Source organism: Paraburkholderia sp. SG-MS1 (genome assembly GCF_012275575.1).
Classification (GTDB): domain Bacteria; phylum Pseudomonadota; class Gammaproteobacteria; order Burkholderiales; family Burkholderiaceae; genus Paraburkholderia.
The window spans coordinates 1-22,878 of sequence record NZ_NPIH01000284.1 but is presented as its reverse complement, the minus strand read 5'-3'; the positions used below and the strand labels follow the sequence as shown (position 1 = coordinate 22,878).

Sequence of the window (22,878 nt, the reverse complement as noted above, 5' to 3'; positions counted from 1 at the left end):
TTCAAACCGAAGAAATCCGTCGCGCTGTCCGGCGTGACGGCGGGCAACACCGCGCTGTGCACCGTCGGCAAGACCGGCAACGATCTGCACTATCGCGGCTACGACATTCTCGACATCGCGAGCGCGTGCGAATTCGAAGAGATCGCTTATCTGCTGGTCCATGAAAAGCTGCCGACCCAGGCCGAGCTGACTGCCTACAAGACCCGGCTCAAGGGCCTGCGCGGGCTGCCCGCGAACGTCAAGGCCGCGCTCGAATGGATTCCGGCCGCCGCGCATCCGATGGACGTGATGCGCACCGGCGTGTCGGTGCTCGGCACCGTGCTGCCGGAGAAGGACGATCACAACCTGCCGGGCGCGCGCGATATCGCCGACAAGCTGATGGCCTCGCTCGGCTCGATGCTGCTGTACTGGTATCACTACTCGCACAACGGCAAGCGCATCGAAGTCGAGACCGACGACGATTCGATCGGCGGCCACTTCCTGCATCTGCTGCATGGCGTCGAGCCGTCGAAGTCGTGGGTCGATGCGATGCACGTGTCGCTGAACCTGTACGCCGAGCACGAGTTCAACGCGTCGACGTTTACCGGCCGCGTGATCGCGGGCACGGGCTCGGACCTTTATTCGGCGATCACCGGTGCGATCGGCGCGCTGCGCGGTCCGAAGCACGGCGGCGCCAATGAAGTCGCGTTCGAGATCCAGTCGCGCTATCAGAGCCCGGACGAAGCCGAGGCCGATATTCGCCGCCGCGTCGGGAACAAGGAGGTGGTGATCGGCTTCGGCCACCCGGTCTACACGATCTCCGATCCGCGCAACAAGGTCATCAAGGAAGTCGCGAGGAAGCTGTCGAAGGAAGCGGGCAACCCGAAGCTGTTCAATATCGCCGAGCGGCTCGAATCGGTGATGTGGGATGCGAAGAAGATGTTCCCGAATCTCGACTGGTTCAGCGCGGTCTCGTATCACATGATGGGCGTGCCGACGGCGATGTTCACGCCGATCTTCGTGATCGCGCGCACGGCCGGCTGGAGCGCGCACATCATCGAGCAGCGTATCGACAACAAGATCATCCGGCCGAGCGCGAATTACACCGGACCCGACGATCTGCCGTTCGTACCGCTTGCCAAACGCGTCTGACGCAAAGGCGCTCGAAAGCGCATCTGTCAGCCGTTGAATGCGTAGCAGCAAAAAGCAGTAAAAAGCAGTAAGGCCGCCGCGCAAGCGTTTCTCCTGCGTTGCGTCTTCCAGGCGCGATGCAATGAAGTTGGGCCTTGGCTCGCCGATACCCCGGGTCAAGGCCGCCTTTTTCGCGGTGGCCGAAGCGGCGGCATAATCAGCCGCTCGCGCAACGTAGCATGCAACGCATTCGAACGAACGGCCGCAATCAGCGAGCTAAACTACACCCATTGCCTGACCGGTCCGCAAGCGAAGCGTCACCTGACAAGACGCGGCCAAGCGTGACCGATGCCGCCGCCGTCCCCGGCTCATTACTGTTGGTTCCCAAGCCATGAATACTGCAAACCGCAAACGCCTTCCCGGCACCCAGCTCGATTTCTTCGACACGCGTGCCGCGGTCGATGCGATCCGGCCCGGCGCGTACGACACGCTGCCGTACACGTCGCGCGTGCTGGCCGAAAATCTCGTGCGCCGCTGCGATCCGGCGACGCTCACCGCGTCGCTCGAGCAGATCATCGAGCGCAAGCGCGAGCTGGATTTTCCGTGGTTTCCGGCACGCGTGGTATGTCATGACATTCTCGGCCAGACCGCGCTGGTCGACCTCGCCGGCCTGCGCGATGCGATTGCCGCGCAAGGCGGCGACCCGGCGCTGGTCAATCCGGTGGTGCCGACGCAACTCGTGGTCGATCATTCGCTCGCGGTCGAATGCGGCGGTTTCGATCCGGATGCGTTCGCCAAGAACCGCGCGATCGAAGATCGCCGCAACGAAGACCGCTTCGATTTCATCAACTGGACCAAGCGCGCGTTTCAGAATGTCGACGTGATCCCTCCCGGTAACGGCATCCTGCATCAGATCAACCTCGAACGCATGAGCCCGGTCGTGCAGGTAAAAGATGGCGTGGCGTTCCCCGATACGCTGGTCGGCACCGATTCGCATACGCCGATGGTGGACGCGCTCGGCGTGATCGCGATCGGCGTGGGCGGGCTCGAAGCGGAAAGCGTGATGCTCGGCCGCGCGTCGTATATGCGCTTGCCGGATATTGTCGGCGTGGAGCTGACGGGCAAGCCGGGCGAGGGCATCACGGCGACCGACGTAGTGCTCTCGCTGACCGAATTCCTGCGCAAGGAAAAGGTGGTCGGCGCGTACCTCGAATTCTATGGTGAAGGCACGAGCAAGCTGACGCTCGGCGACCGCGCGACCATCGCCAACATGGCGCCTGAATTCGGCGCGACGGCCGCGATGTTCTACATCGACGAGCAGACCATCAAGTACCTGACACTCACGGGCCGCGACGATCAACTCGTCAAACTCGTGGAAACGTATGCGAAAGAAACCGGCCTGTGGGCCGACACGCTGAAGCACGCTCAGTATGAACGGGTGCTGACGTTCGATCTGTCGGGCGTCGTGCGTACATTGGCCGGGCCGTCGAATCCGCATCGCCGTTTGCCGGTGTCGGAACTGGCGGCGCGCGGCATCAGCGGCAAGGTGGAGAACGAGCCGGGACTGATGCCCGACGGCGCGGTGATCATCGCCGCGATCACCAGTTGCACGAATACCAACAACCCGCGCAACATGATCGCCGCCGGCCTGATCGCGCGCAACGCGAACCGACGCGGACTGACTCGCAAGCCGTGGGCGAAGACCTCGCTTGCGCCGGGCTCGAAGGCGGTCACGTTGTATCTCGAGGAGGCGGGGCTGCTGCCTGAGCTGGAGAAGCTCGGCTTCGGCGTCGTCGCGTATGCGTGCACGTCGTGTAACGGCATGTCCGGTGCGCTGGATCCAGTGATCCAGAAAGAAGTGGTCGAGCGCGATCTGTATGCGACTGCCGTGCTGTCGGGCAACCGCAATTTCGACGGCCGCATTCATCCGTACGCGAAGCAGGCGTTTCTCGCCTCGCCGCCGCTGGTCGTCGCGTATGCGATTGCGGGCACGATTCGCTTCGACATCGAGAAAGACGTGCTCGGCATCGACGCCGACGGCCATGCCGTGACGCTGAAGGACATCTGGCCGTCGGATGAAGAGATCGACGCGATCGTTGCGTCGAGCGTGAAGCCGGAGCAGTTCCGCAAGGTGTACGAACCGATGTTCACGGCCTCCGTCGATTCAGGCGAACGAGCCAACCCGCTATACGACTGGCGGGAGATGAGCACCTACATTCGCCGTCCGCCGTATTGGGAAGGGGCGCTTGCTGGTGAGCGCACGCTCAGGGGCATGCGCCCACTGGCGGTGCTCGGCGACAACATCACGACGGACCACCTGTCGCCGTCCAACGCGATTCTGCCGGACAGCGCGAGCGGCGAATACCTCGCGAAAATGGGCCTTCCGGAAGAGGACTTCAATTCCTATGCGACTCACCGCGGCGATCATTTGACCGCGCAGCGCGCGACCTTTGCAAACCCGACGCTGAAGAACGAGATGGTGCTCGAAGACGGCAAGGTGAAAGCCGGATCGCTCGCGCGCATCGAGCCCGAAGGCAAGGTTACGCGCATGTGGGAAGCGATCGAAACGTATATGGAACGCAAGCAGCCGCTGATCGTGATTGCCGGTGCCGACTATGGGCAGGGTTCGTCGCGCGACTGGGCGGCGAAGGGCGTGCGTCTGGCGGGGGCGGAAGCGATCGTCGCGGAAGGGTTCGAGCGTATTCACCGCACGAACCTCGTAGGCATGGGGGTGTTGCCGCTGGAGTTCAAACCTGGTGTTAACCGCCTCACGCTCGGCATCGACGGGACGGAGACGTTCGACGTGATCGGTGAGCGTAAGCCGCGTGCGGATCTGACGCTCGTGATTCAGCGCAGGGACGGTCAGCGCGTCGAGGTGCCGGTGACGTGCCGGCTCGATACCGCAGAGGAGGTGTCCATCTACGAAGCCGGCGGCGTGTTGCAACGCTTTGCGCAGGACTTTCTCGAGTCGTCGAAGGCGGCGGCTTGAGCGGGTTCGATTTGAATTTGACCGGTTCGCTTTGATTGCGTCGCCGGCATCTGCCGCAGCACGGCGAAGCAGTGGTGAACTTAATGCAGCATGGGCGGTGTGGCTTTCTTCTCAGGCCACGCCGCTCGCTCACATCAGGAAAGGACATTCATGGCCCATCAACCGCAGATCAAGATTGCGGCCACCTACATGCGTGGCGGCACCAGCAAAGGCGTGTTCTTCCGCCTGCAGGATTTGCCCGAGGCGGCTCAGGTACCCGGTGCCGCGCGCGACGCGCTGCTGATGCGCGTGATCGGCAGCCCCGATCCGTATGGCAAGCAGATCGACGGCATGGGCGGCGCGACGTCGAGCACCAGCAAGACGGTGATCATCGCTAAAAGCAGCCGGCCCGATCACGACGTGGATTACCTGTTCGGCCAGGTGTCGATCGACAAAGCCTTCGTCGACTGGAGCGGCAATTGCGGCAATCTGTCCGCCGCCGTCGGGCCGTTCGCGATCAGTGCGGGTCTCGTCGACGCGAGCCGCATTCCGCGCGACGGCGTGGCCACCGTGCGCATCTGGCAGGCCAACATCGGCAAGACGATCATCGGGCACGTGCCGATGACCGATGGGGCCGTGCAGGAAACCGGCGAGTTCGAACTCGACGGTGTGACCTTTCCCGCGGCGGAAGTCCCGCTCGAATTCATGGACCCGGCTGCGGACGAAGAGGGCGCGGGCGGCTCGATGTTCCCCACCGGCAATCTGGTCGACGACCTCGACGTGCCCGGCGTCGGCACGCTGAAGGCGACGATGATCAACGCGGGCATTCCGACCATCTTCGTGGAGGCGCAGGCGATCGGCTACACGGGCACGGAGTTGCAGGACGCGATCAATAGCGACGAGAAGGCGCTTGCGATGTTCGAAACCATTCGCGCGCATGGCGCGCTGCGCATGGGTCTCATCAAGCATCTCGACGAGATCGCGACGCGGCAGCATACCCCGAAGATCGCGTTCGTCGCGAAGCCGGCCGATTACGTGGCGTCGAGCGGTAAACGCGTCGGCGCGGGCGACGTCGATCTGCTGGTGCGGGCGATGTCGATGGGCAAACTGCATCACGCGATGATGGGCACGGCGGCGGTAGCGATCGGCACGGCGGCGGCGATTTCGGGCACGCTCGTGAATCTGGCGGCGGGCGGCGGCGAGCGTGAGGCGGTGCGCTTCGGACATCCGTCGGGGACGCTGCGGGTGGGCGCGCAAGCGAGCCGCAGGGATGGCGAATGGACGGTGACGAAGGCCATGATGAGCCGCAGCGCGCGCGTGTTGATGGAAGGGTGGGTGCGGGTGCCGCAGGAGGGATGAGCCCCGGCTGTCTCGCGTACCGCTCAGGCATGTGTTCGTTACACGGTTGCGGAGGGATCCATGAAAGTCAAAAGAATCGCTGCGAATATCGGCACCAAGGCGGTGGATGATGCAAAGCGCTTCTACCAGCAGATCTTCGGCCTCGATCTGCTGATGGATCTTGGCTGGATCGCAACGTACGGGTCTTCCGAAACGATGACTGTTCAGATCAGCTTCGCTTCACAGGGAGGATCGAACACGCCTGTGCCCGATCTGTCGATCGAAGTCGATGATCTTGCCGCCGCGCTCGAACGCGTGAGGGCGGCGGCCATTCCGATCGAGTATGGACCGGTCGACGAACCGTGGGGCGTGCGGCGCTTCCATGTGCGCGATCCGTTCGGCAAGCTCGTCAATGTGCTTGAGCACGTGTGACATGACGTGCAGTGTCGATCGGGCCGGCCGGTCGTTCACGCCTGCACTGCAGCAGCCAGCTCAATGCCGGGTGGGGCCGGGCGGAAAAAGGAAAGCGAAGAACATGTCAAAGATTTACGGAGCTTCCATGCTCGCCACCGCCTGGCGTTAGGCAGCAGTGGACGACGCTAGCGAGGACAAGGAATCGGTCAGTTAGAATTTATAGCCACTAAGTTGACTGGTCGTCCGCAAAAAAATATACAGTTGCTCGGGTAAGTTCCGCTCACGTGACATGGCGGGGCCCTCGATACAACAATGGCGCGTCGCGCAGGCCGGGCGAACGAACGGGCCGGAGGAGGCGGGATGGAGGACAGGCTGGATGCTGCGGACGCGGCGGGCACGGCGAACGCAGCCGCCATCGCGGCGCGGGCGAATCGCGCCGTGCTGGTGATCGCCGTGGCTCAACTGCTGGGCACGTCGCTATGGTTCAGCGCGAATGGCGCGATGCGCGACCTGCAGGCAGCATGGCAACTGAACGCATCCGGGATCGGCTGGCTGACGAATGCGGTGCAGGCCGGCTTTATTGTCGGCACATTGCTCTCGGCGACGACAGGACTCGCTGATCGTATCTCTGCCAGCAAGATATTTGCGGTGTGCGGCGTGCTCGGCGCCACGCTCAACGCGCTGTTTGCGCTTTGCAGCAGCGGACTCGCCTCGGCAATCGTGTTCCGCTTCGGCGTGGGGGTCGCGCTGGCCGGCATCTATCCGCTGGGGATGAAGCTGCTCGTGTCGTGGGACCCACGCCGTGCCGCGCAAACACTCGCGTTGCTGGTCGCTATGCTGACGCTCGGTACGGCATCGGTGCATGCGATACGGGCGTTGTTTGCGACCGTTCCCTGGCAGGCCGTGGTGCTGGCGTCGTCGGTGCTCGCGGTGATCGGCGCGCTGGTGGTCTTCGTGCTCGGCGAAGGGCCGCACGCGCGACGCGCCGGCAACGGGCGTGCGGGGATGTCGGCGGGCGTGGGGCAAGTCCTGCGCATCAGCGAGTTTCGCGCGGCCGCGCTCGGCTACTTCGGGCATATGTGGGAGTTGTATGCGTTCTGGACGCTCGCGCCGCTGCTGGTGCAGCGGGCTTTTGCAGGCAGCGCGCAGGTGTCCGCCAGTGCCGTCGCGCTCTGGTCGTTTCTGATCATCGCGATCGGTGCAATGGGATGTCTGCTCGGCGGCAGGCTCAGCAAGTCGATCGGCAGCGCGCGCACCGCCGCGCTCGCGTTGACGATATCGGGCACGCTGTGCGCCGTCTACCCGTTGTCGTCGGCGTTGGGTACTAAGGGGCAACTCGCGCTGTTGCTGGTGTGGGGCATCAGCGTGATCGCCGATTCGCCGCAGTTCTCCGCATTGTCGGTCAAGGCTTGTCCCGCCGATAAAATCGGCGGCGCGCTGACCTTGCAGAACAGCTTTGGCTTTTTCCTGTCGGCGTGTTCGATCCTGTGGTCGACGAGTGCCTATCATTCGCTCGATGCACGGGTCGCCTGGCTGCTGCTGCCCGGCCCGATCATCGGCTTGATCGCGATGAGGCCTCTGCTGCGCAAACGGCCGCTATGGTGAGCGGCATGTGATGCGCTTGCCGACCAGCGCTCGCCCAAGCAACGCAAGTTCGCATTCGCAGAGTTCAGTAGTTTCAGCGGTCAATGAGAGGACATAAAAATGGCGACCGCAACAACCAGGCGCGACAACGGCCGACGCGCCGAACTGGTATGTATTCGGTGTTGTGCTCCAAAACTGAAGAAGTCGCGCGCGCCGCTGGACGACGCGAGCGAGGCGTTCACCGCACGACTGAAAGGTGCGGCGAAACGCAGGGGCGCCAGGATTGTTTGAAGTGATGCCCGCGCCGCGGGTGGTGTCACTATGGACGACCGCGCATTGGGCAGTGCACCCTGTGCAGCATGCCCCACGCTCAACCCGGCGGCGTGGGTTGCTGCTTACTTCCCGCCGTGCTTTGCCTGCCAGCGACGCATGAACGCGATCTCATCGTGCTGCGCCTTGACGATGTCCCGCGCGAGGCGCCTGATCTCCGGGTCCTTGCCGTATTTCAATTCCACCTGCGCCATGTCGATCGCCCCCTGATGGTGCGGAATCATGTGAGCGACGAAGTCCTTGTCGGCGTCTCCGGTGTAGTCGGGGGCGCTCATGTTCTGCATCATTTTGTCGTCGGCGGCCTTGAACGCTTGCGTCGATTCGCCTGAATCCGCATGCTCCGAGCCGGACATGTGCATGCCGTGCATCGCGGGCGCTTGCTGCGCGTGGGCCGGCATGGCCGCCGCGGCGAACGTCAAGCCGCTGAACAAACAAAGAGCACGAAATGCGCGAAGGTTTTTCATAGTGGGATGTCCGTTGGTGAAGAGTGTCTCGAGCGACCTGCTGCCGGGGAAGCGAAAGTTTAACCAGGCGTCGTGTTGTCCCGCAGGCATGCCTTCAATTTTCTGGAGAGGGATGCAAAGCCGCCGCCTCGATCACCTTGATGAGCCGCTGCCGCGACAGCGTCGAGACGCCCTCGACGCGCTCGAGGGCGACGTCAAGCTCGGGCTTCGCTGCGGGGCCAGACGGGTGACGGCACGGCTGATTGCATTGGCGCATCCACCAGACGCTATGTCGGGAATTGCGAATTCCATTTCCTGCTCCTATCGGAAACCAGGCTCAAGCGTGGACCTTCACACTGCGGTAAAGTCAAGCCCCTTTGACGGATGCCAGACGCCGGGTCGGACAATCCAACGGGCGGCCTGATAGCTGTCAGCGAGCCAGTTCGATCGAGGAGGCGCCGGTGCGCGCGCCCGCGGCGGCTGCCGCATCAGACCGGCCGCCGTGTTCTTCCGGTTCCTCGAGAGACTGCGCTACGACGCCAACCGCGTCGTAACGCGCGCATTTTGCTGCACGGGACTTTTATACCGTCCGCAGCGATCGTTTCGCGGCCTTTATGGCGTCGTCCCTGGAGTGCGAGGCGGGCCAGCATGTGCAAATCGCCGAAGACTGTCCGCAACGCTGGCTGGATCCTGCATATGGAATTGAATCCTGCTGCGATGCAGACGTAGGCGCGCTGAGCAAAGCGTCGGCAAGTGCAGGCCTATAATAAAAAGCCGCGTCGCGGGCCCACGACTCGTGAATGAGCCGGCTGGAGAGTCCGCTGGCCGCCAACCGTACCGCTACTGCAAAGAGGCCGACAGCATGTATATCGCCATGAACCGCTTCAAAGTGACGCCAGGGTCCGAGGCCGCCTTCGAACACCTGTGGACGTCTCGTGACACGCATCTGAAAGAGGTTCCGGGCTTCGTGGAATTTCATCTGCTGAGGGGACCGCGCAAGGAAGATCACGTTCTGTATTCCAGCCATACGATCTGGCGCGACCACGCGGCGTTCGAAGCGTGGACGAAATCGGAAGCCTTTCGGGCCGCGCATCGGAGCGCGGGCAACGAGAACCGCGTCCTCTATCTCGGGCACCCGGAATTCGAGGGCTTCGAAGTTATCCAGACAGTGAAGTAGTCGCTTTCAGGCGGTGTCCCGCATTGCACTTGCTATGGTCCGGCGAGTGGGCGGGGCGTCGTCGAGCACGACGCGCATTGCGCTGAGCGCGCAGTCCATTTCGACGGGAACGGTGGGTGCGAGCACGGTAAAAGGAATCGCTACGTTCGCCATGACCTATCAATGAACGCGTTGCGTATGGGGCCTATGCGCGTGTGCCGACGCGCAAATCGTGCATACGGTATTCTTCTGCGACTCGAATGGCGGGTGGATGCTTGTTGCGAGGCAAGCATCGAGCGATGCACGCCACGCTGCTCAAGCGTGCTTGCAAAGCGCGTGCGTAACGTAAGGCGCGCGCGTTGCTCACCAAGCCCACGCAGCCGACAAAGCTCACGAAAGGAAAACAAACATGAAAGCCGTCAAGATCGGTTCGCCCGCCACCGTGGCGAATCTCCAGGTGGTCGATCTCCCCGATCCCGGTCAACCTGCGGCGGGCCAGATTCGCGTGCGCATTTACGCGAATTCGTTGAACTTCCACGACTTTGGTGTGGTGAACGGCAACCTGCCGGCCGAAGCGGGCCGCATTCCGATGGCGGACGGCGCGGGCGTCGTCGAAGCAGTCGGCGAGGGCGTCAGCGACTTCAAGGCGGGCGATCACGTCGTGTCGTGCTTCTTCCCGTTCTGGGAAAACGGCCCGCCGGCGATCGGCGATTTCTCGACCACGCCCGGCGACGGCGTCGATGGTTACGCACGCGAAGTCGTCGTCCTGCCGAGCCACTACTTCACGCACGCGCCACGCGGCTACAGTCACGCCGAAGCCGCCACACTGACCACGGCCGGGCTGACCGCGTGGCGCGCGCTCGTCGTCGACGGGCAGTTGAAGGCGGGCAGCACGGTGCTCGTACTCGGCACGGGCGGCGTGTCGATCTTCGGCTTGCAGATCGCCAGGGCGATGGGCGCGTCGGTGATCGCGACGTCGTCATCGGAGACGAAACTTGCGAAGCTGCGCGATCTCGGGGCGGACCATACGATCAACTATCGCGACAACCCCGAGTGGGGCAAGCAGGTTCGTCAGTTGACGGGCGGGCGCGGTGTCGATCACGTGATCGAAGTGGCTGGTCCGGGCACCTTGCCGCAATCGATTACCGCTTGCCGGATCGGCGGCCATATTGCGCTGATCGGCGTGTTGACCGGCCGCGCGGGCCCGGTGCCGACAGCGGCGTTGATGGCGAGGCAGCAGCGTTTGCAGGGGTTGATCGTCGGCAGCCGCCAGGATCAGCTCGACATGATTCGTGCGCTGGAAGTGACGGGCATCAAGCCGGTGATCGACAGCACGTTCACGCTGGACAAACTCGGCGACGCCTTCAGGCACGAGGAATCGGGCACTCACTTCGGGAAAATCTGCGTGGCCGTGTGAGTTGCGCACTCGGCGGACGCGCGTGGCACCAAGGTTCGCGGTGCCGCGCCCGCTGCTGCTGCGCTCGACACGCGCGGCGGCGCGCGATGCTCCGCTAGCCGCGCCCCGCGAGCTCGGCGAAGCTGATGCTGGTCGCCTCGCATGCTTGAGTAAAAGCCGCGTCGTAGCTCGTGAAAAAGACGGTGCGGGTGCGGGCCAGCGTTCTGAACAGATCGGCCAGCACGGTCCGTGCGCTCGCATCGAGTCCGCCCACTGGCTCATCTGCAATCACCACTCTGGTTTCGCCGAGCGCGGCTGCCGTCAGGAAAAACTTCTTGCGGCTGCCGAACGACGTCTGCTCGAAGCGCTTGTCGAGATGCGGCGCGAGACCGAAGCGATCGGCCAGATCGAACGTGTCGCTCCCGACGGTCGTCTTTCTCTCCGACGCCACATGGCCCAGGTACTCGCGGCCGGTTCGGTCCGGCGAGGGCATGCAATCTTCCGGCACATACGTGAGCACGCCCTTGGCGGCGAGCGGCTCACGGCGCAGCGAATGACCGCCGAGCCACACTTCGCCGGCGTCGGCTACGAGCGTGCCGGCGAGGATGCCGAGCAGGGTCGATTTGCCGCTGCCGGATTCGTCGTTTAACGCGATGCATCCCGACGCGACGTCGTAATGCAGCTCCTCGAAGATGACGCGTTCGCTGTACTGCTTGCTGAGGTGGTCGAATCGAAGCATGAAGTTGGAGCGTGGGTCGGCGGCAAGGGCGCGTGGATGGGCTGGCGGATTAGCGTCGCGCCAGTGTAGCAGCGCCACGCGCGCCGATGCGCTTAGGTGTCGCACTCGAATTCCGGCATAGGATCGTGTTGTCACTCGGGATCAAAATCGAACTGAGCGAGCATCGTCGTGACGGGAAGTCTGCAGCGCGATATGCGCTCGGGAAGGCGACACCGCCGCTCGCTCATCAAGTTACGCGACGGCGGGCCGTTAACGACGGGAACCGACGGAGACCGAAAGCGAGCCCCGTAGCGACAACCCCCTTTGCGACGCCCCTTCCCTTAACCCCTCAACGAACCGCCGACCGCCACCCATGCACACCGCCGCCGGCACCCAGGCCCCGCCATCCCGCGCCGAACTCCGGCGCATCATCATCGCGATCGTGATCGGCAACGGCTTCGTTGCCTATGACTTCACCGTCTATAGCTTCTCGGCCGGCATCATCGGCAAGCTGTTCTTCCCGTCGAGCAGTTCCGCGGCGTCGCTGCTGCTGTCGCTCGCCACCTTCGGCGCCGGCTTCGTGATGCGCCCGCTCGGCGCGCTGATGATCGGCCACATCGCCGACAGCCGCGGCCGCAAGGCCGGTCTCACGGTATCGCTCGCACTGATGACGCTCGGCACGTGGCTGATCGCGTGCCTGCCGGGCCATGCGTCGATCGGTCCGGCGGCGACCATGCTGATGGTGTTCGCGCGGCTGATGCAGGGACTCGCGGCGGGCGGCGAAATCGGCCCCGCATCGGCCTCGCTGATGGAGTCTGCGGGTGACCGGCAGCGCTGCTTCATGGTGAGCTGGCGCGGCGCGAGCCAGGGCGCCGCCGCCTTCGCCGCCGCGCTGGTCGGCGCGAGCACCACGGCGTTGCTGTCGCCTGCGGCGATGCTCGAATGGGGGTGGCGCGTCCCGTTCGTGCTGGGCGGCCTGATCGGCCCGGTCGGCTGGTATCTGCGACGCCGCATGCCGGCGGCCGCACCGCGCCAGCGCGTGCGGCTCGACCCGCGGCGGCTGTTCGCGGAGCACCGGCGAGCACTCGTCTGCGGCATGCTGATGATGGCCGCGCCCTCGGTGAGCATCTACATCACTGTGTTCTACATGCCGGCCTACCTCGTTCGTACGCTGCATCGGCCGCCGGCGATCAGTTTGCTGACGGCCTGCCTGTCGGGCCTTGTGATTCTCGTGGTGACGCCGCTCGTCGCACGCGCGGCCGACCGGTTCGCGAGCCGCAAGACCTTGCAGTACGCGTCGCTGTGGGCGTCGCTGCTAGTGGCGTGGCTCGCGTTCCGTGCACTGACCCACGGCGCGGGCGACCTCGCCGCGCTCGTCATCATCACCGCGTATGTGGCGCTGGCCGTCAACAACGCGGGCGCGGGTTCGGTGCTGATGATGGAGGCGTTCCCGGCGCACCGGCGCGCGGCCGGGCTGTCGCTGATCTACAGCGTCGGCGTGGTGCTGTTCGGAGGCTTTTCGCCATTTCTCGTCGCATGGCTGATCGAGCGCACGGGCGATCCGATGATTCCGGCCTGGTATCTGATGGGCGCGACCATGCTGACGCTGATCGCGCTGAAATTGTTTCCGGAGCCGGCGGCGCCCCTTGCGTGCGCCGACAGCCGGGTGGCCCGGCCAATCGCCTGAGCGCTACGGCAGCTGCTGACGCTGCAGGTCCAGCGCGCGAACGCGCATGTCCTGCGGGCTCATGTCGAAGGCGCGGCGAAACGCGCGGGTGAAGTCGGACGCGCTGTTAAAGCCGAGTCCGTAGGCAATTTCCACGACGTGCCGATGCGGAAACCGGACCAGTTCGTCCGCCGCTTCCCGCAACCGGCGATGGCGAATATAGGCGCCGAGGCCGCCTTCATGCTCGAACCAGCGGTAGATCGTCGCGCGTTTCAGTTGCAGCGCCTCGACCACGCTGGTCGGCGTGAGGTCGGGCTGATGCAGGTTGGCCTCGACGTGACGGCGCACCCGTCCCATCAACGCGGCCTGCAGCGCGGCGCGGTCCGTGCCGCTCAGATTTGCCGCCTTGCGAAACGCCGCGAGCAGCAACTGCGCGCCGGCCTGCAGCGCGTCGATGGCGGCGGCCGGATCGAGCGAGGGGATGTCGCGGGCGAGCGCCGCGAGATGATCCAGCACGACGCCCGCCAGCGGCGACTCCTTCTGAACGATGCGCCCGTGAATCCCGGCGCCGTCGCGCAAGCCCTCGTCGACGAGCGCGGCCGGCACGAACAGGCTGAGTAGCCGGCTCTCGGGGCGTTCGGCGCGAAACGGCTGGTTCAGATCGAACGCGACGATGCCCTGCACCGAGCCCGGATCGCTGCGCTTCTTGCGCATGCCCGTCACCTGGCCGACTTCTCCTTCGAGAAAGAGCTGGAATACGTAATCGCGCCGCGTGTCGGTGGACACGCGCGCCACCGAGCGTTCCAGCCGCATCGAATCGGTGCGGCAGTCCGTCAGCACCATCCCGCCGACCGCATAGAGGTCGATTTCACCGCGAAAGCCCCGCGCGATCTGCTCCTTCGACGGCGGCGCGTCGACCACGTGCCCCACGCGCTGACGCCAGGCGAGGAATTGCTCGTCAGGCGCAAGTCCGCGCGTGCTGAAACGGCTCGTCGAAATGATCGAGCGTGAATCGGCGGCGGCAGCCGCGGCCAGATGGGGCGGCAGTGAACGCTGGTTCATGATTCGGTTGGGGCGACGAGGTAACCGCGGTGAGCAGCGGTTGCGGCGACAGCACGGCGGCAAGTGGCCGGTGAACGAATATTTCTCGCGCCGAGCGTCAAATATTGAGACAGGTGGTCAAGCGTAACAAAAAAGCTGCGATATCGTCGCACGATTAGATTGCAGGTCGGTTTCGCCGACGGCGCCGCAGGCGGGCTCGCTGAGGTTCCGCACCGGAAATCGCAACTGCGCAAGACAAGCCGGCCCGTCGGGTACGGCCCGATGGGCGGCGAGGTCCACGCTTTGCCAGCAGGCAAGACACGGGGTATGAACGATGAGGGGCACGATCAGGCAACCCACCGCGCAAAGCGGCGGGCGGCGTCCGGCCAATCTGGTGGACAGCCAGTTGGAACATCTCGAGAACATGGTCGAGTACGTCACGCGCGAGGGCGCGGCGCACTTGCAGCATGGGTTCGACCGCGAGTATTGGGAAAAACGCGTCCGGGCGCTCGAAGAGACGCATGAACTCATTGCGAGCCAGCGACAACGGACCGCAAGGCTGCTGGAAAGGCTGGCAAGCGAAGCGCGGACCGGGCTGAAGCGACGCACGGCCGCCTGAGCCGGTTAATGGTGGAGGGTGAGGACCCGGTTAGCAAAGCAGAAAGAATCCTATCGATGCGGGCCAGCTTCGATCATAAAAACCGTAGGACCTGAGAGAAAGTGGCGATGATGCGAACGGCCCGAAGAGGCGCGTCGCTCATCTGCCCTGACCTGAAAGACAACTGGCCGCGTGAATCCATGCGGTGTCGCCGCAGCCGTGGTCGGATCGCAGGCGTACCGCCAACGTCCAGACTTACCATCCGCTGTTTGCCGCCAAGGCGCGCCCGCCTTATCTCGCAATAGGCCGGTGTCCTCGCGTAAAAACCACGCATCATGGCCGACTGTTTATTTTAACGGGCATTTAAATAAACTCAGACGGAAGTAATTCTGACCGCATCAATTGGGGTGCGGTTAAATATAGCTATTCAAACCACGCGGGTAATTTAACGCTGATAAACTATGCGCCGGAGCAGTGCAGTCATGCCTCTCAAATCTTCGCCCCGTTTCGTTGATGCCGACGGCGTCAAACCCGGGATTGACAGTAGAAACAGGCCTTTTCCGCGATTTGGAAGACGCAATCACGCGACATACTGTCGCTGGCGGACGCGGCAAAAAGGGACGCATGCCTGGTTCTCCTTTCTTCCCCGCACGCGCGGTGTTTATCGCATAGCCGATTTCCCCCGCTACTCTCCGCCTCCCTGATTTTGACAAGTATTGGGGCTTGCCTTTTGAGCCCGTTTTTGGAAGTGACTTATGAAGCCGGGAAACAATTCGCTTGGGAAAAGACGTACACGCAAGATGACCGTCGCGATGATGGTGGTTCTCATCGCGGTAATGCTCGCGTTGGGCTTCTGGCATTCCCGACAGCGCGCGGCGCAGGCGGCGACCGCGCTGACCGGCGTGGCGAGCCAGATGCGCCACGACCCGTCCGGATGGACGCATGAAGAGAAAGACGCGTCGGAGATGCTGCGCGATATTCACGACGCCAGGGTAGCCGCGATTGGCGTGAGCCCCAGCGCGATCCTCGTGTCGACCCGTGACGGCGCGAAGTATTTCGTCACCGACCACAACGCGACGTTCTCGCACGCGTTGTTGCTCGGCGAACCCAAATCCGGCGAGGCTGCGCCGTATCAACTCGTGTGGCTGCCCGATGCGGACATCCGCACCGACGGCGCGCGCCTGACGCAGGCGTTGGACCACGTGCGTGACGCGATCAGCGTGCTGTTGCCGCTGTTGCTGATCGGCGGGATGGTGTGGTTCATGCGGCGCGAAATGAAGGGCGGCGCGAAGCTGCTCAGCGAAACGCCCGCGCTGCGCTTTGACGACGTGATCGGCGCGGGTGAAGCGAAAGCCGCTCTCGCCGACATTCGCGGCTATTTGTCCGATCCGAAGCAGTTCACGTCGATGGGCGTGCGCGCGCCGTGCGGCATTCTGATGGTGGGCGGCCCGGGCGTCGGCAAGACGCGGCTCGCGCAGGCGCTGGCCGGCGAATGCGGCGCGAGCTTCATTTCGATCACCGGCAGCTACTTCAGCGCGAAGTACTACGGAGTCGGCATTCAGAAGGTCAAGCATTTGTTCGAACTGGCGCGCAAGAATGCGCCCACGGTGATCTTCATCGACGAAGCAGACGGTCTCGCGAAACGCACCGATACCGGCGGCGGTCCCGTCGAAGCCGAGAGCAACCGGATCATCAATCAGTTGCTGGCGGAAATGGACGGCTTCGCGTCGAACGAAGGGGTCATCATCGTCGCTGCGACCAACCATCCCGACAATCTCGACGAGGCGTTGCGCCGGCCGGGCCGGTTCGATCGCACCGTGCAGGTTCGTTTGCCCGATCGAGAAGACCGCGCGAAGATTTTCCGCTTCTACGCGGAGAAGCTGAAGTCGAAGTCCGCGGATATCGACTATGACCAGCTCGCGCGGTTGACCACGGGCCTGTCGCCGGCCACGGTCGCGATGGTGGTGAACCAGGCGGGGCTCGTCGCGCGCAAAGCCGGCGATACGGAAATCGCCGCGAAGCATTTCATGGAAGCGATCAAGATTGCGCGTATCGGCGACGTGAGCGGCGCCGAGCGCGCGCTTAGCGAAGACGAACGGACCCGCATCGCGGTGCATGAAGCGGGACATGGACTGGTTGCCGCGCTGCTGGGCACTGGCGTGCTGGAAGAGGTGACGATCCTGCCGCGCGGCGGCGCGTTGGGCGTCGCGCTCATCACCAAGGCGCAGGACAAGCATCTGTACCGTGAGACCGAAATCCGCAACGAGATCCAGGTGCTGCTGGGCGGGCGCAACGCGGAAATTCTGACGTTCTCCGAAGCATCGAGCGGCGCCGCATCGGATTTGCAGGAGGCGTCGCGAATCAGCCTCGACATGGTGTCGAAGTTCGGCTTCAACAGCGACGGCGATCTGTTCAGCCTCGCGGCGCTGCCGTCGCAGTACGCGGGCTTGCAGATGAAGAGCGCGATCGAGCATGCGAACGTGCTGCTCAAGGAATTGAACGCGCTTTGCTACAACCTGCTGCATGCGTACGAACCGGTGCTGCGCGCGATCGCCGACGAACTGCTGGAGCATGAAACCGTCCCCGGCGAAACGGTCTACCGGTTGATCAAGGAACACAAGAGCACGCTCAAGATCGTGCACGAGCCGGCTGCGGCTTGAGCGTCAACGCGTCCTGCTGAGCGCGGCTTCAAGGTCAACGGGCGCGCAAGCGCGGTTCCTGTACACCCTTTGCTGCTCCCGCACTTGCTGCCTCGGACCTGGTCTTTCGAGCGTCGCCGCGCGCTACGCGAAGTCGGACGGTCCGGGTTCAGGCACGCCCGGCGTGTCGGTATCGCCTAATGCGGTGCCGTCGCCTTCCTCTTTTTCCGGCACAGGGTCCTCGCCTTTGTGCGGCAACGGCTGATCGAGGCCGGGTTCGACCGGCGTCGGAATCGCATCTCCGATCGGTTTGGACACCTCGGTGGGAGGGCTGCCCGGGTCTTCGTCGGCCCGCCGCTCGTGCTCGTCAGGCTCGTTCGGGACATTTGCGGTGTTTGCCACGACGTTCTCCGGTTGATGAGACTGAACGGTATGCCGCAAGCCGCGTTCCACGACCCCTTTGATGTCTCGACGTAGCGCTCTACGCAGCGCGAGCGCTCAGGCAGCGTCGGAGGCGGTGCCGTCTTCGCGCGGCGCGCGTTCATGGCGGGGCTTCAACGCACAGGGGTTTGCGCCGCAACCGGGCGCGCCGCATGCGCAGCAGACTTGCGCCGCGTCTTCAGCCGGAGAATCGGCTCCTCGATCAGCCGCCAGGACAGCACCGCTATCGCCAGCGAGATTGCAAACGACCCGGCAATGCCCGCCGCGCGCGCCCATAGCGGCACCGTGCCGCCGAAAAACGCCGCAGCGTGATGGTTGCGGCTCAGATCGGGAATCAGGTTGTGATAGAGGTAAAAGCCATAGCTGATGCGTCCGAAGCTTACCAACCAGCCCGTTTCGAGCATACCGATGACAACCGCATTGCGGCAGCACGCAATCGAGCCGACCAGCGCCGCGATGCACACGCCGTACACCGCGCTGATCACGGTGAATAGCATCGGATTGTCCAGTTCGCTCCACCGCGGCTCGGTCGCGCACAAGCCCACGAGGGCGAGACTCAAAGCGAACAGCGTCATGCCGCATCCGAGCCAGGCCCGCAGGGCGCTTTGCTCGCGGGCGATCATTAAACCGCCGATCCCACCCAATGCCAGCAGCCAGAAGTTGGTCAACGGATGCGTGTAGATCGTGATCTCGTCCCAATGCGCGGCGCGCATCGTCAGCAGGGAAGCCAGTCCGAGCACGACGATCGTCCAGCACACCGCGCGATGCCGCCGCACGGCAACCAGCAGCAAGAGCGGCGCCACCACGAGATAAAACTGCTCCTCGATCGCAAGACTCCACAAATGCGAGTAGCGCCCCGGCCAGAAACGCAACACCGAACCGATCCAGAAGTTCGACAGATACGCGAAATGAAACGGCATGCCGCTCGCGAGCTCGGGGCTCGCGAGACCGAACGCCATCAGCACGCACATCACCACCAGCATCAGGTAATAGATCGGAAAGATGCGTAGGGTCCGGCGAAACAGGAAGCGCCTGAGTTCGGCGCCGAACCGGCTGGTACCTGCTTCGATGCGCAAACGTTGCGTGGAAAGAATGCCGATGATCAGAAAGCCGCTCAGCGCGAAGAAGATCCATACACCGAGATGCCCGATCTCGCCGATGTCGCCAAATAGCCGGTGCTGAAAAAATACCATCAGCACTGCGATGGCGCGCAATCCGTCGAAGCCGGCAATTCTGTTGTTCATGTGGTTGTCTTCCAGAGCGAAGGGGGGCGCGGCGCGCAGCCGTTCAGGGCGGTAGTGGAAGGACCGGTGTGCCCGGCGATGGCTAAGCCTGGCCGCGGCGAAAAGAGGGCGTCGTCATGACGCCTGGCGAGCCGCCCGTTTGAGGTTCGGCTGGCAACGTGTCCGGTCCACATGAGTGGCCGCCGCCGCAAGAGGGCATCGCGCAACTGACGCGCGCGAGCTCCGGCGGGCAAGCGTGCAACCATCGTACGATGAAAAAAAGCGAAAAAAATCGTCGCGTGCATTCGGCGATTTTTTTTCCACGCTCATGGCCGGCGCTACACGCCTTTTGCGCACGAAACCCGCAAAACTTGCCGCGAATCGAAGTCGCGATGCCTCAGTATTACCGCACGCCGACAGCGCGATTTCAGATTGCCGTCTTGAGGAACGCAATTAGAGGCCGCTTGTCAGCGCGCGTTGGCAGCACGCACGCGGCTCGCCGGAACGAATTATCGTCATGGTGTTCCTACGAACGACGGCGGCTCATGGACATTGCTCATGGCCGCTTTCCCCGGCGCGTCGTTCACGCCATTCCCCGAGAGCCTGAATGGACATTCGTCGTGGCCGTGCCGAAGCAAGTCCCGCCAGGGGGCGCTCGATCGAAGTGGATTTCTTCCGCGGCCTCGTGCTGATCGTCATCGTGCTGGACCACATTCCAGGCAGCACGTTGTCGCACCTGATGTTGCATGCGTACGCGTTGTGCGACTCGGCGGAAGTGTTCGTGTTCCTCGGCGGCTATGCGTCGGCTGCGGCGTATACAGCGGTGCTCGCAGGCCGTGGGGAGAGCGCGGCGAAAATGCGCTTTGTCAGACGCTGCTGGGAAATCTATCGCGCCTATCTGTTGACGGCGATGTTGACGCTCGTGTCCGGCGCGCTCCTCGCACTGCTGCATCTGAATCCGCCGATGGTCGAGCTGACGGGCTGGACGCCGTTCGCGGGTCAGCCGCTGCGCACGGCGTTCGATATCGCGGTGCTGCGGCGTCAACCGTATCTGTCGAGCGTGTTGCCGATGTACGTGATGTTTGCGCTGTGCGTGCCGTTCTCGGTGCCGCTCGCGCGCCGCGCGCCGTGGATCGCGCTCGGTCTGAGCGTGGCGATCTGGGCCTTCGCCCGTCCGCTGGCCGCGTTATTCAGCATTGACGACATGGCCGACTGGGCTTTTAATCCGTTTGCATGGCAACTGATGTTCGTGCTCGGCATGCTGTGCCGGGTGCAGCCTATCAGCGAGTGCTTTCACGCAAGCCGTACCGCGCGCTGGATCACGCGCGCCGCAGTGGTCGCGGTGCTGGCGTTCGCCATCGTTAAACTCTTCGTGCTGACGCAACCGTTGCCCGGCACGTTTAAACAGAACCTCTCCGTGGATCGTGTGATCAACTTCATCGTCATCGCCTGGCTGGCCGCGCAGCTCGTGCGCATGGGCAGCATCGCGCGGCTCGCGCGGCGGCTGCCCGCGGTGGTGACGGTCGGGCGCACCGGGCTCGTGTGTTTCGTCGCCGGCACGCTGGTGTCGTTGATCGTCGACACCGCCACGCCGCATACGTTTCATGGCTTGCGCGGCGTGTTGATCGGGCTGAGTGGCGATCTCGTCGCGATCGGCGCCGTGCTGATGATCGCGCGCGGCTGGAGCGGCTGGAAAGAACAGCAGTCGGGTGCGCCCGCCAATGGCGCGGGTTACGGATGACGGTGCAGTGGCGCGGTCGGCGTCGCGGAGGGAATGTGCGTACGGCGGCAGGGTCCGCCGCCGCTGCCGCGCTGCTCTCGCTTGCGGCTCACACGGTGTTTGCCTCGGCCGCCGGGGCGCCTCTCGCGATGCGCTGCGCGGAATTCGCGGGCGCGGTGCTGTCTCCTGAACTGATTGCGTTGCCGACCGCCGGCGCGCGGATCGAAACCGCGGCCATGGTGCGCGCGACTGCGCCCGGCAATCAGCAAGGCGGCGAGTATTGCCGCATCACCGGACGCATCGAGGGGCTCAAGGCGAGCACGCCCGATATCCGTTTCGATCTGAATCTGCCGCGCCGCTGGAACGGCCGCGCGCTGCAGATCGGCGGCGGCGGCTACAACGGCGTGGTGGTGAGCGGCACCGGCGTGATGCCGTTTTCGCCGGATCGCGCGCCGCTCGCGCAAGGCTATGCGACGTTCGGCGACGACTCGGGGCATGTCGGCGATTCGTCGCTGGCGGTGTTCGGCCTCGTCGACGAAGCGGTGACGAATTTCGGCTATGCGCATCTGAAGAAGACCCACGACGTCGCGCTCGCGCTGATCGCGCGCGCTTACGGCAGGCTGCCGCAGCGGATGTATTTTGCCGGCGGCTCGACCGGCGGGCGCGAAGGCTACACCGTGATGCAGCGCTTTCCCGACGACTACGACGGCGTGATCGCCAATTCCCCCGCGCTCAATTTCTCCGGCGTGCGCCTGCTCGGCGTGAAGCTCGGCCGCGCAGAGTACGCGACGCCCGGCGGCTTCATTTCGCCGCCCTTGCTCGACCGCGTTTATCAACGCACGCTCGCTGCCTGCGACCGGCTCGACGGCGCGGCGGACGGTATCGTCAGCGACGTCGCCGGCTGTCGCGAGCATGAGGCGGAGATCGTCGATTCGCTGCGTTGCGCGGGACCCGCGCACGCATCCGATGAATGCCTGACGGATGCGCAGCTCGCCACCTTGCTGGTGATGCGCGATGGCCTGTCCTTGCCCTACCGGCTGGCGTGGGACGTGGCGGGCTATCGCGGCTACAACGTTTTTCAGGGCACGCGGCTGACCGGGCTGCTCGGGCTCGGGCATCAGCCGGAGCGTCTGCCGGTGCCGACGTTCTATGCCAACGGTTATCTGTTCGCGCAGGGCGACGGCTATATCCGCTATTTCGTGGCACGGGACGCGGACTTTGACTCGCTCGGATTCGACCCGCAGCGGCCCGGAAAATATCGCGCGCAACTGGTCGCGCTCTCGCAGACAATCGGCGCGATGAACCCCGACCTGTCGCGCTACATCGCGCGCGGCGGCAAGCTGATCACCGTGCAAGGCCTCGCCGACGAAGTCATCAGCCCGAATCAGACGATCGCATATCACGAGGCGCTGATCGATCGATTCGGCACCGCGCAGGTCGACGGTTTCATGCGGCTATACATGGTGCCGGGTTTTCAGCATGGCAGCGGCGTGTTCGTGCCGTCGGTGGATCTGCTGGGCGCGCTCGACAACTGGGTGACACGCGGCCTGCCGCCCGAGACCTTGACGGCGACCGACATCGCCGCGGCGACCAATGGACGCTCCCGGCCTTTGTGCCGCTATCCGCTGTTTCCGCGCTACCTCGGCAAAGGCAATGTGAATCTTGCGGGCAGCTTCGAGTGTGCCTTGAGATGAGAGCGCTGCAGGAGACTGTCGCGGCGTGCCGGCTTTCGCCGGGATAGAGCGCTTTGCAAAAACTGCCGTTGGGTTGAAAGGCTAACAAGTCGTCCCGATGCCCCTGTGGTGCAGCACGTTTGCCAAAGAAAACAGAAAGGCGACGGCGCCACCATCGGCGTCGTCGCCTGTCCGGAGTGAGTGGGGTGACCAAGGCGGCTGCGCTACCGCGCTATCGCTTCGGCCATGGCTTACTGGCCTTTCTGCATCGTGCCGCCGCCACTGTTCATGTCGTTCGTGCCGGTGCCGCTGCGCGTGCCCTGGTTCATACCATTGTTCATGTCGCTATTCGAGCGGTTCATCGACGGGCTATTGGGCGTTGCACCCGTGCCCGTGCCGACGCCACCGCCGGTGCCGGTC

Annotated in this window: 17 protein-coding genes; 12 read left to right on the top strand and 5 right to left on the bottom strand. The window is 64.1% G+C overall.

The genetic code is table 11. The annotated features are described in order from the left end of the window. From prpC to CIC12_RS30855, 5 genes are all read left to right on the top strand, one after another. A partial coding sequence (prpC, locus tag CIC12_RS30875) for a bifunctional 2-methylcitrate synthase/citrate synthase (RefSeq protein WP_168670058.1) occupies nt 1–1,131 on the top strand: 1,131 nt, incomplete at its 5' end. 370 nt (nt 1,132–1,501) lie between these two features. Further along, complete coding sequence (acnD, locus tag CIC12_RS30870) at nt 1,502–4,099, top strand: Fe/S-dependent 2-methylisocitrate dehydratase AcnD (protein ID WP_168670056.1); 2,598 nt, start codon at nt 1,502–1,504, stop codon at nt 4,097–4,099. 150 nt (nt 4,100–4,249) lie between these two features. Then, a complete protein-coding gene (prpF, locus tag CIC12_RS30865) occupies nt 4,250–5,437 on the top strand; it encodes a 2-methylaconitate cis-trans isomerase PrpF (protein WP_168670054.1) in 1,188 nt (395 codons plus the stop codon). Nucleotides 5,438–5,497: 60 nt separating this feature from the next. Continuing rightward, on the top strand, nt 5,498–5,848 hold the full coding sequence (locus CIC12_RS30860; RefSeq protein ID WP_168670052.1) for a VOC family protein: 351 nt from the start codon (nt 5,498–5,500) through the stop codon (nt 5,846–5,848). Between the two features lie 342 nt (nt 5,849–6,190). After that, entirely contained in the window at nt 6,191–7,435 is a 1,245-nt protein-coding gene (locus CIC12_RS30855; RefSeq protein WP_168670050.1) for an MFS transporter, read from the top strand. A 374-nt stretch (nt 7,436–7,809) separates the two neighbouring features. Here the strand turns inward: CIC12_RS30855 and copM are convergent, their stop codons facing one another. After that, entirely contained in the window at nt 7,810–8,208 is a 399-nt protein-coding gene (copM, locus tag CIC12_RS30850; RefSeq protein ID WP_168670048.1) for a CopM family metallochaperone, read from the bottom strand. 841 nt (nt 8,209–9,049) lie between these two features. Between copM and CIC12_RS30845 the strand changes: the two genes are divergently transcribed. After that, on the top strand, nt 9,050–9,364 hold the full coding sequence (locus CIC12_RS30845; RefSeq protein ID WP_168670046.1) for an antibiotic biosynthesis monooxygenase family protein: 315 nt from the start codon (nt 9,050–9,052) through the stop codon (nt 9,362–9,364). Nucleotides 9,365–9,752: 388 nt separating this feature from the next. Next, nucleotides 9,753–10,760: a zinc-dependent alcohol dehydrogenase family protein gene (locus CIC12_RS30840; RefSeq protein WP_168670044.1), complete on the top strand. Its 1,008-nt coding sequence runs from the start codon at nt 9,753–9,755 to the stop codon at nt 10,758–10,760. Between the two features lie 94 nt (nt 10,761–10,854). On the opposite strand, the gene CIC12_RS30835 is transcribed toward CIC12_RS30840, so the two are convergent. Next, entirely contained in the window at nt 10,855–11,478 is a 624-nt protein-coding gene (locus CIC12_RS30835; protein ID WP_168670042.1) for an ABC transporter ATP-binding protein, read from the bottom strand. A 352-nt stretch (nt 11,479–11,830) separates the two neighbouring features. Between CIC12_RS30835 and CIC12_RS30830 the strand changes: the two genes are divergently transcribed. Beyond that, a complete protein-coding gene (locus CIC12_RS30830) occupies nt 11,831–13,144 on the top strand; it encodes an MFS transporter (protein WP_168670033.1) in 1,314 nt (437 codons plus the stop codon). Nucleotides 13,145–13,147: 3 nt separating this feature from the next. Here the strand turns inward: CIC12_RS30830 and CIC12_RS30825 are convergent, their stop codons facing one another. Beyond that, entirely contained in the window at nt 13,148–14,185 is a 1,038-nt protein-coding gene (locus tag CIC12_RS30825; RefSeq protein WP_168670031.1) for a helix-turn-helix domain-containing protein, read from the bottom strand. 313 nt (nt 14,186–14,498) lie between these two features. On the opposite strand from CIC12_RS30825, the gene CIC12_RS30820 reads away from it, so the two are divergent. Both CIC12_RS30820 and CIC12_RS30815 read left to right on the top strand, forming a co-directional pair. Next, entirely contained in the window at nt 14,499–14,783 is a 285-nt protein-coding gene (locus CIC12_RS30820; RefSeq protein ID WP_168670029.1) for a hypothetical protein, read from the top strand. Between the two features lie 734 nt (nt 14,784–15,517). Further along, the gene (locus tag CIC12_RS30815) at nt 15,518–17,422 is read left to right on the top strand and encodes an ATP-dependent metallopeptidase FtsH/Yme1/Tma family protein (RefSeq protein WP_168670027.1); all 1,905 of its coding nucleotides are present in this window, start codon (nt 15,518–15,520) and stop codon (nt 17,420–17,422) included. 123 nt (nt 17,423–17,545) lie between these two features. Here the strand turns inward: CIC12_RS30815 and CIC12_RS30810 are convergent, their stop codons facing one another. After that, on the bottom strand, nt 17,546–17,803 hold the full coding sequence (locus tag CIC12_RS30810) for a hypothetical protein (RefSeq protein ID WP_168670025.1): 258 nt from the start codon (nt 17,801–17,803) through the stop codon (nt 17,546–17,548). Nucleotides 17,804–17,955: 152 nt separating this feature from the next. Then, on the bottom strand, nt 17,956–19,086 hold the full coding sequence (locus tag CIC12_RS30805) for an acyltransferase family protein (protein WP_168670023.1): 1,131 nt from the start codon (nt 19,084–19,086) through the stop codon (nt 17,956–17,958). A gap of 586 nt (nt 19,087–19,672) precedes the next feature. On the opposite strand from CIC12_RS30805, the gene CIC12_RS30800 reads away from it, so the two are divergent. Further along, nucleotides 19,673–20,806 carry an OpgC domain-containing protein gene (locus CIC12_RS30800; RefSeq protein WP_168670021.1) on the top strand — a complete coding sequence of 378 codons (1,134 nt, stop codon included), beginning with the start codon at nt 19,673–19,675 and terminating at the stop codon, nt 20,804–20,806. Then, on the top strand, nt 20,803–22,479 hold the full coding sequence (locus CIC12_RS30795; protein WP_168670019.1) for a tannase/feruloyl esterase family alpha/beta hydrolase: 1,677 nt from the start codon (nt 20,803–20,805) through the stop codon (nt 22,477–22,479). Before CIC12_RS30800 ends, CIC12_RS30795 begins: the two co-directional genes overlap by 4 nt. Nucleotides 22,480–22,878: the final 399 nt, after the last annotated feature.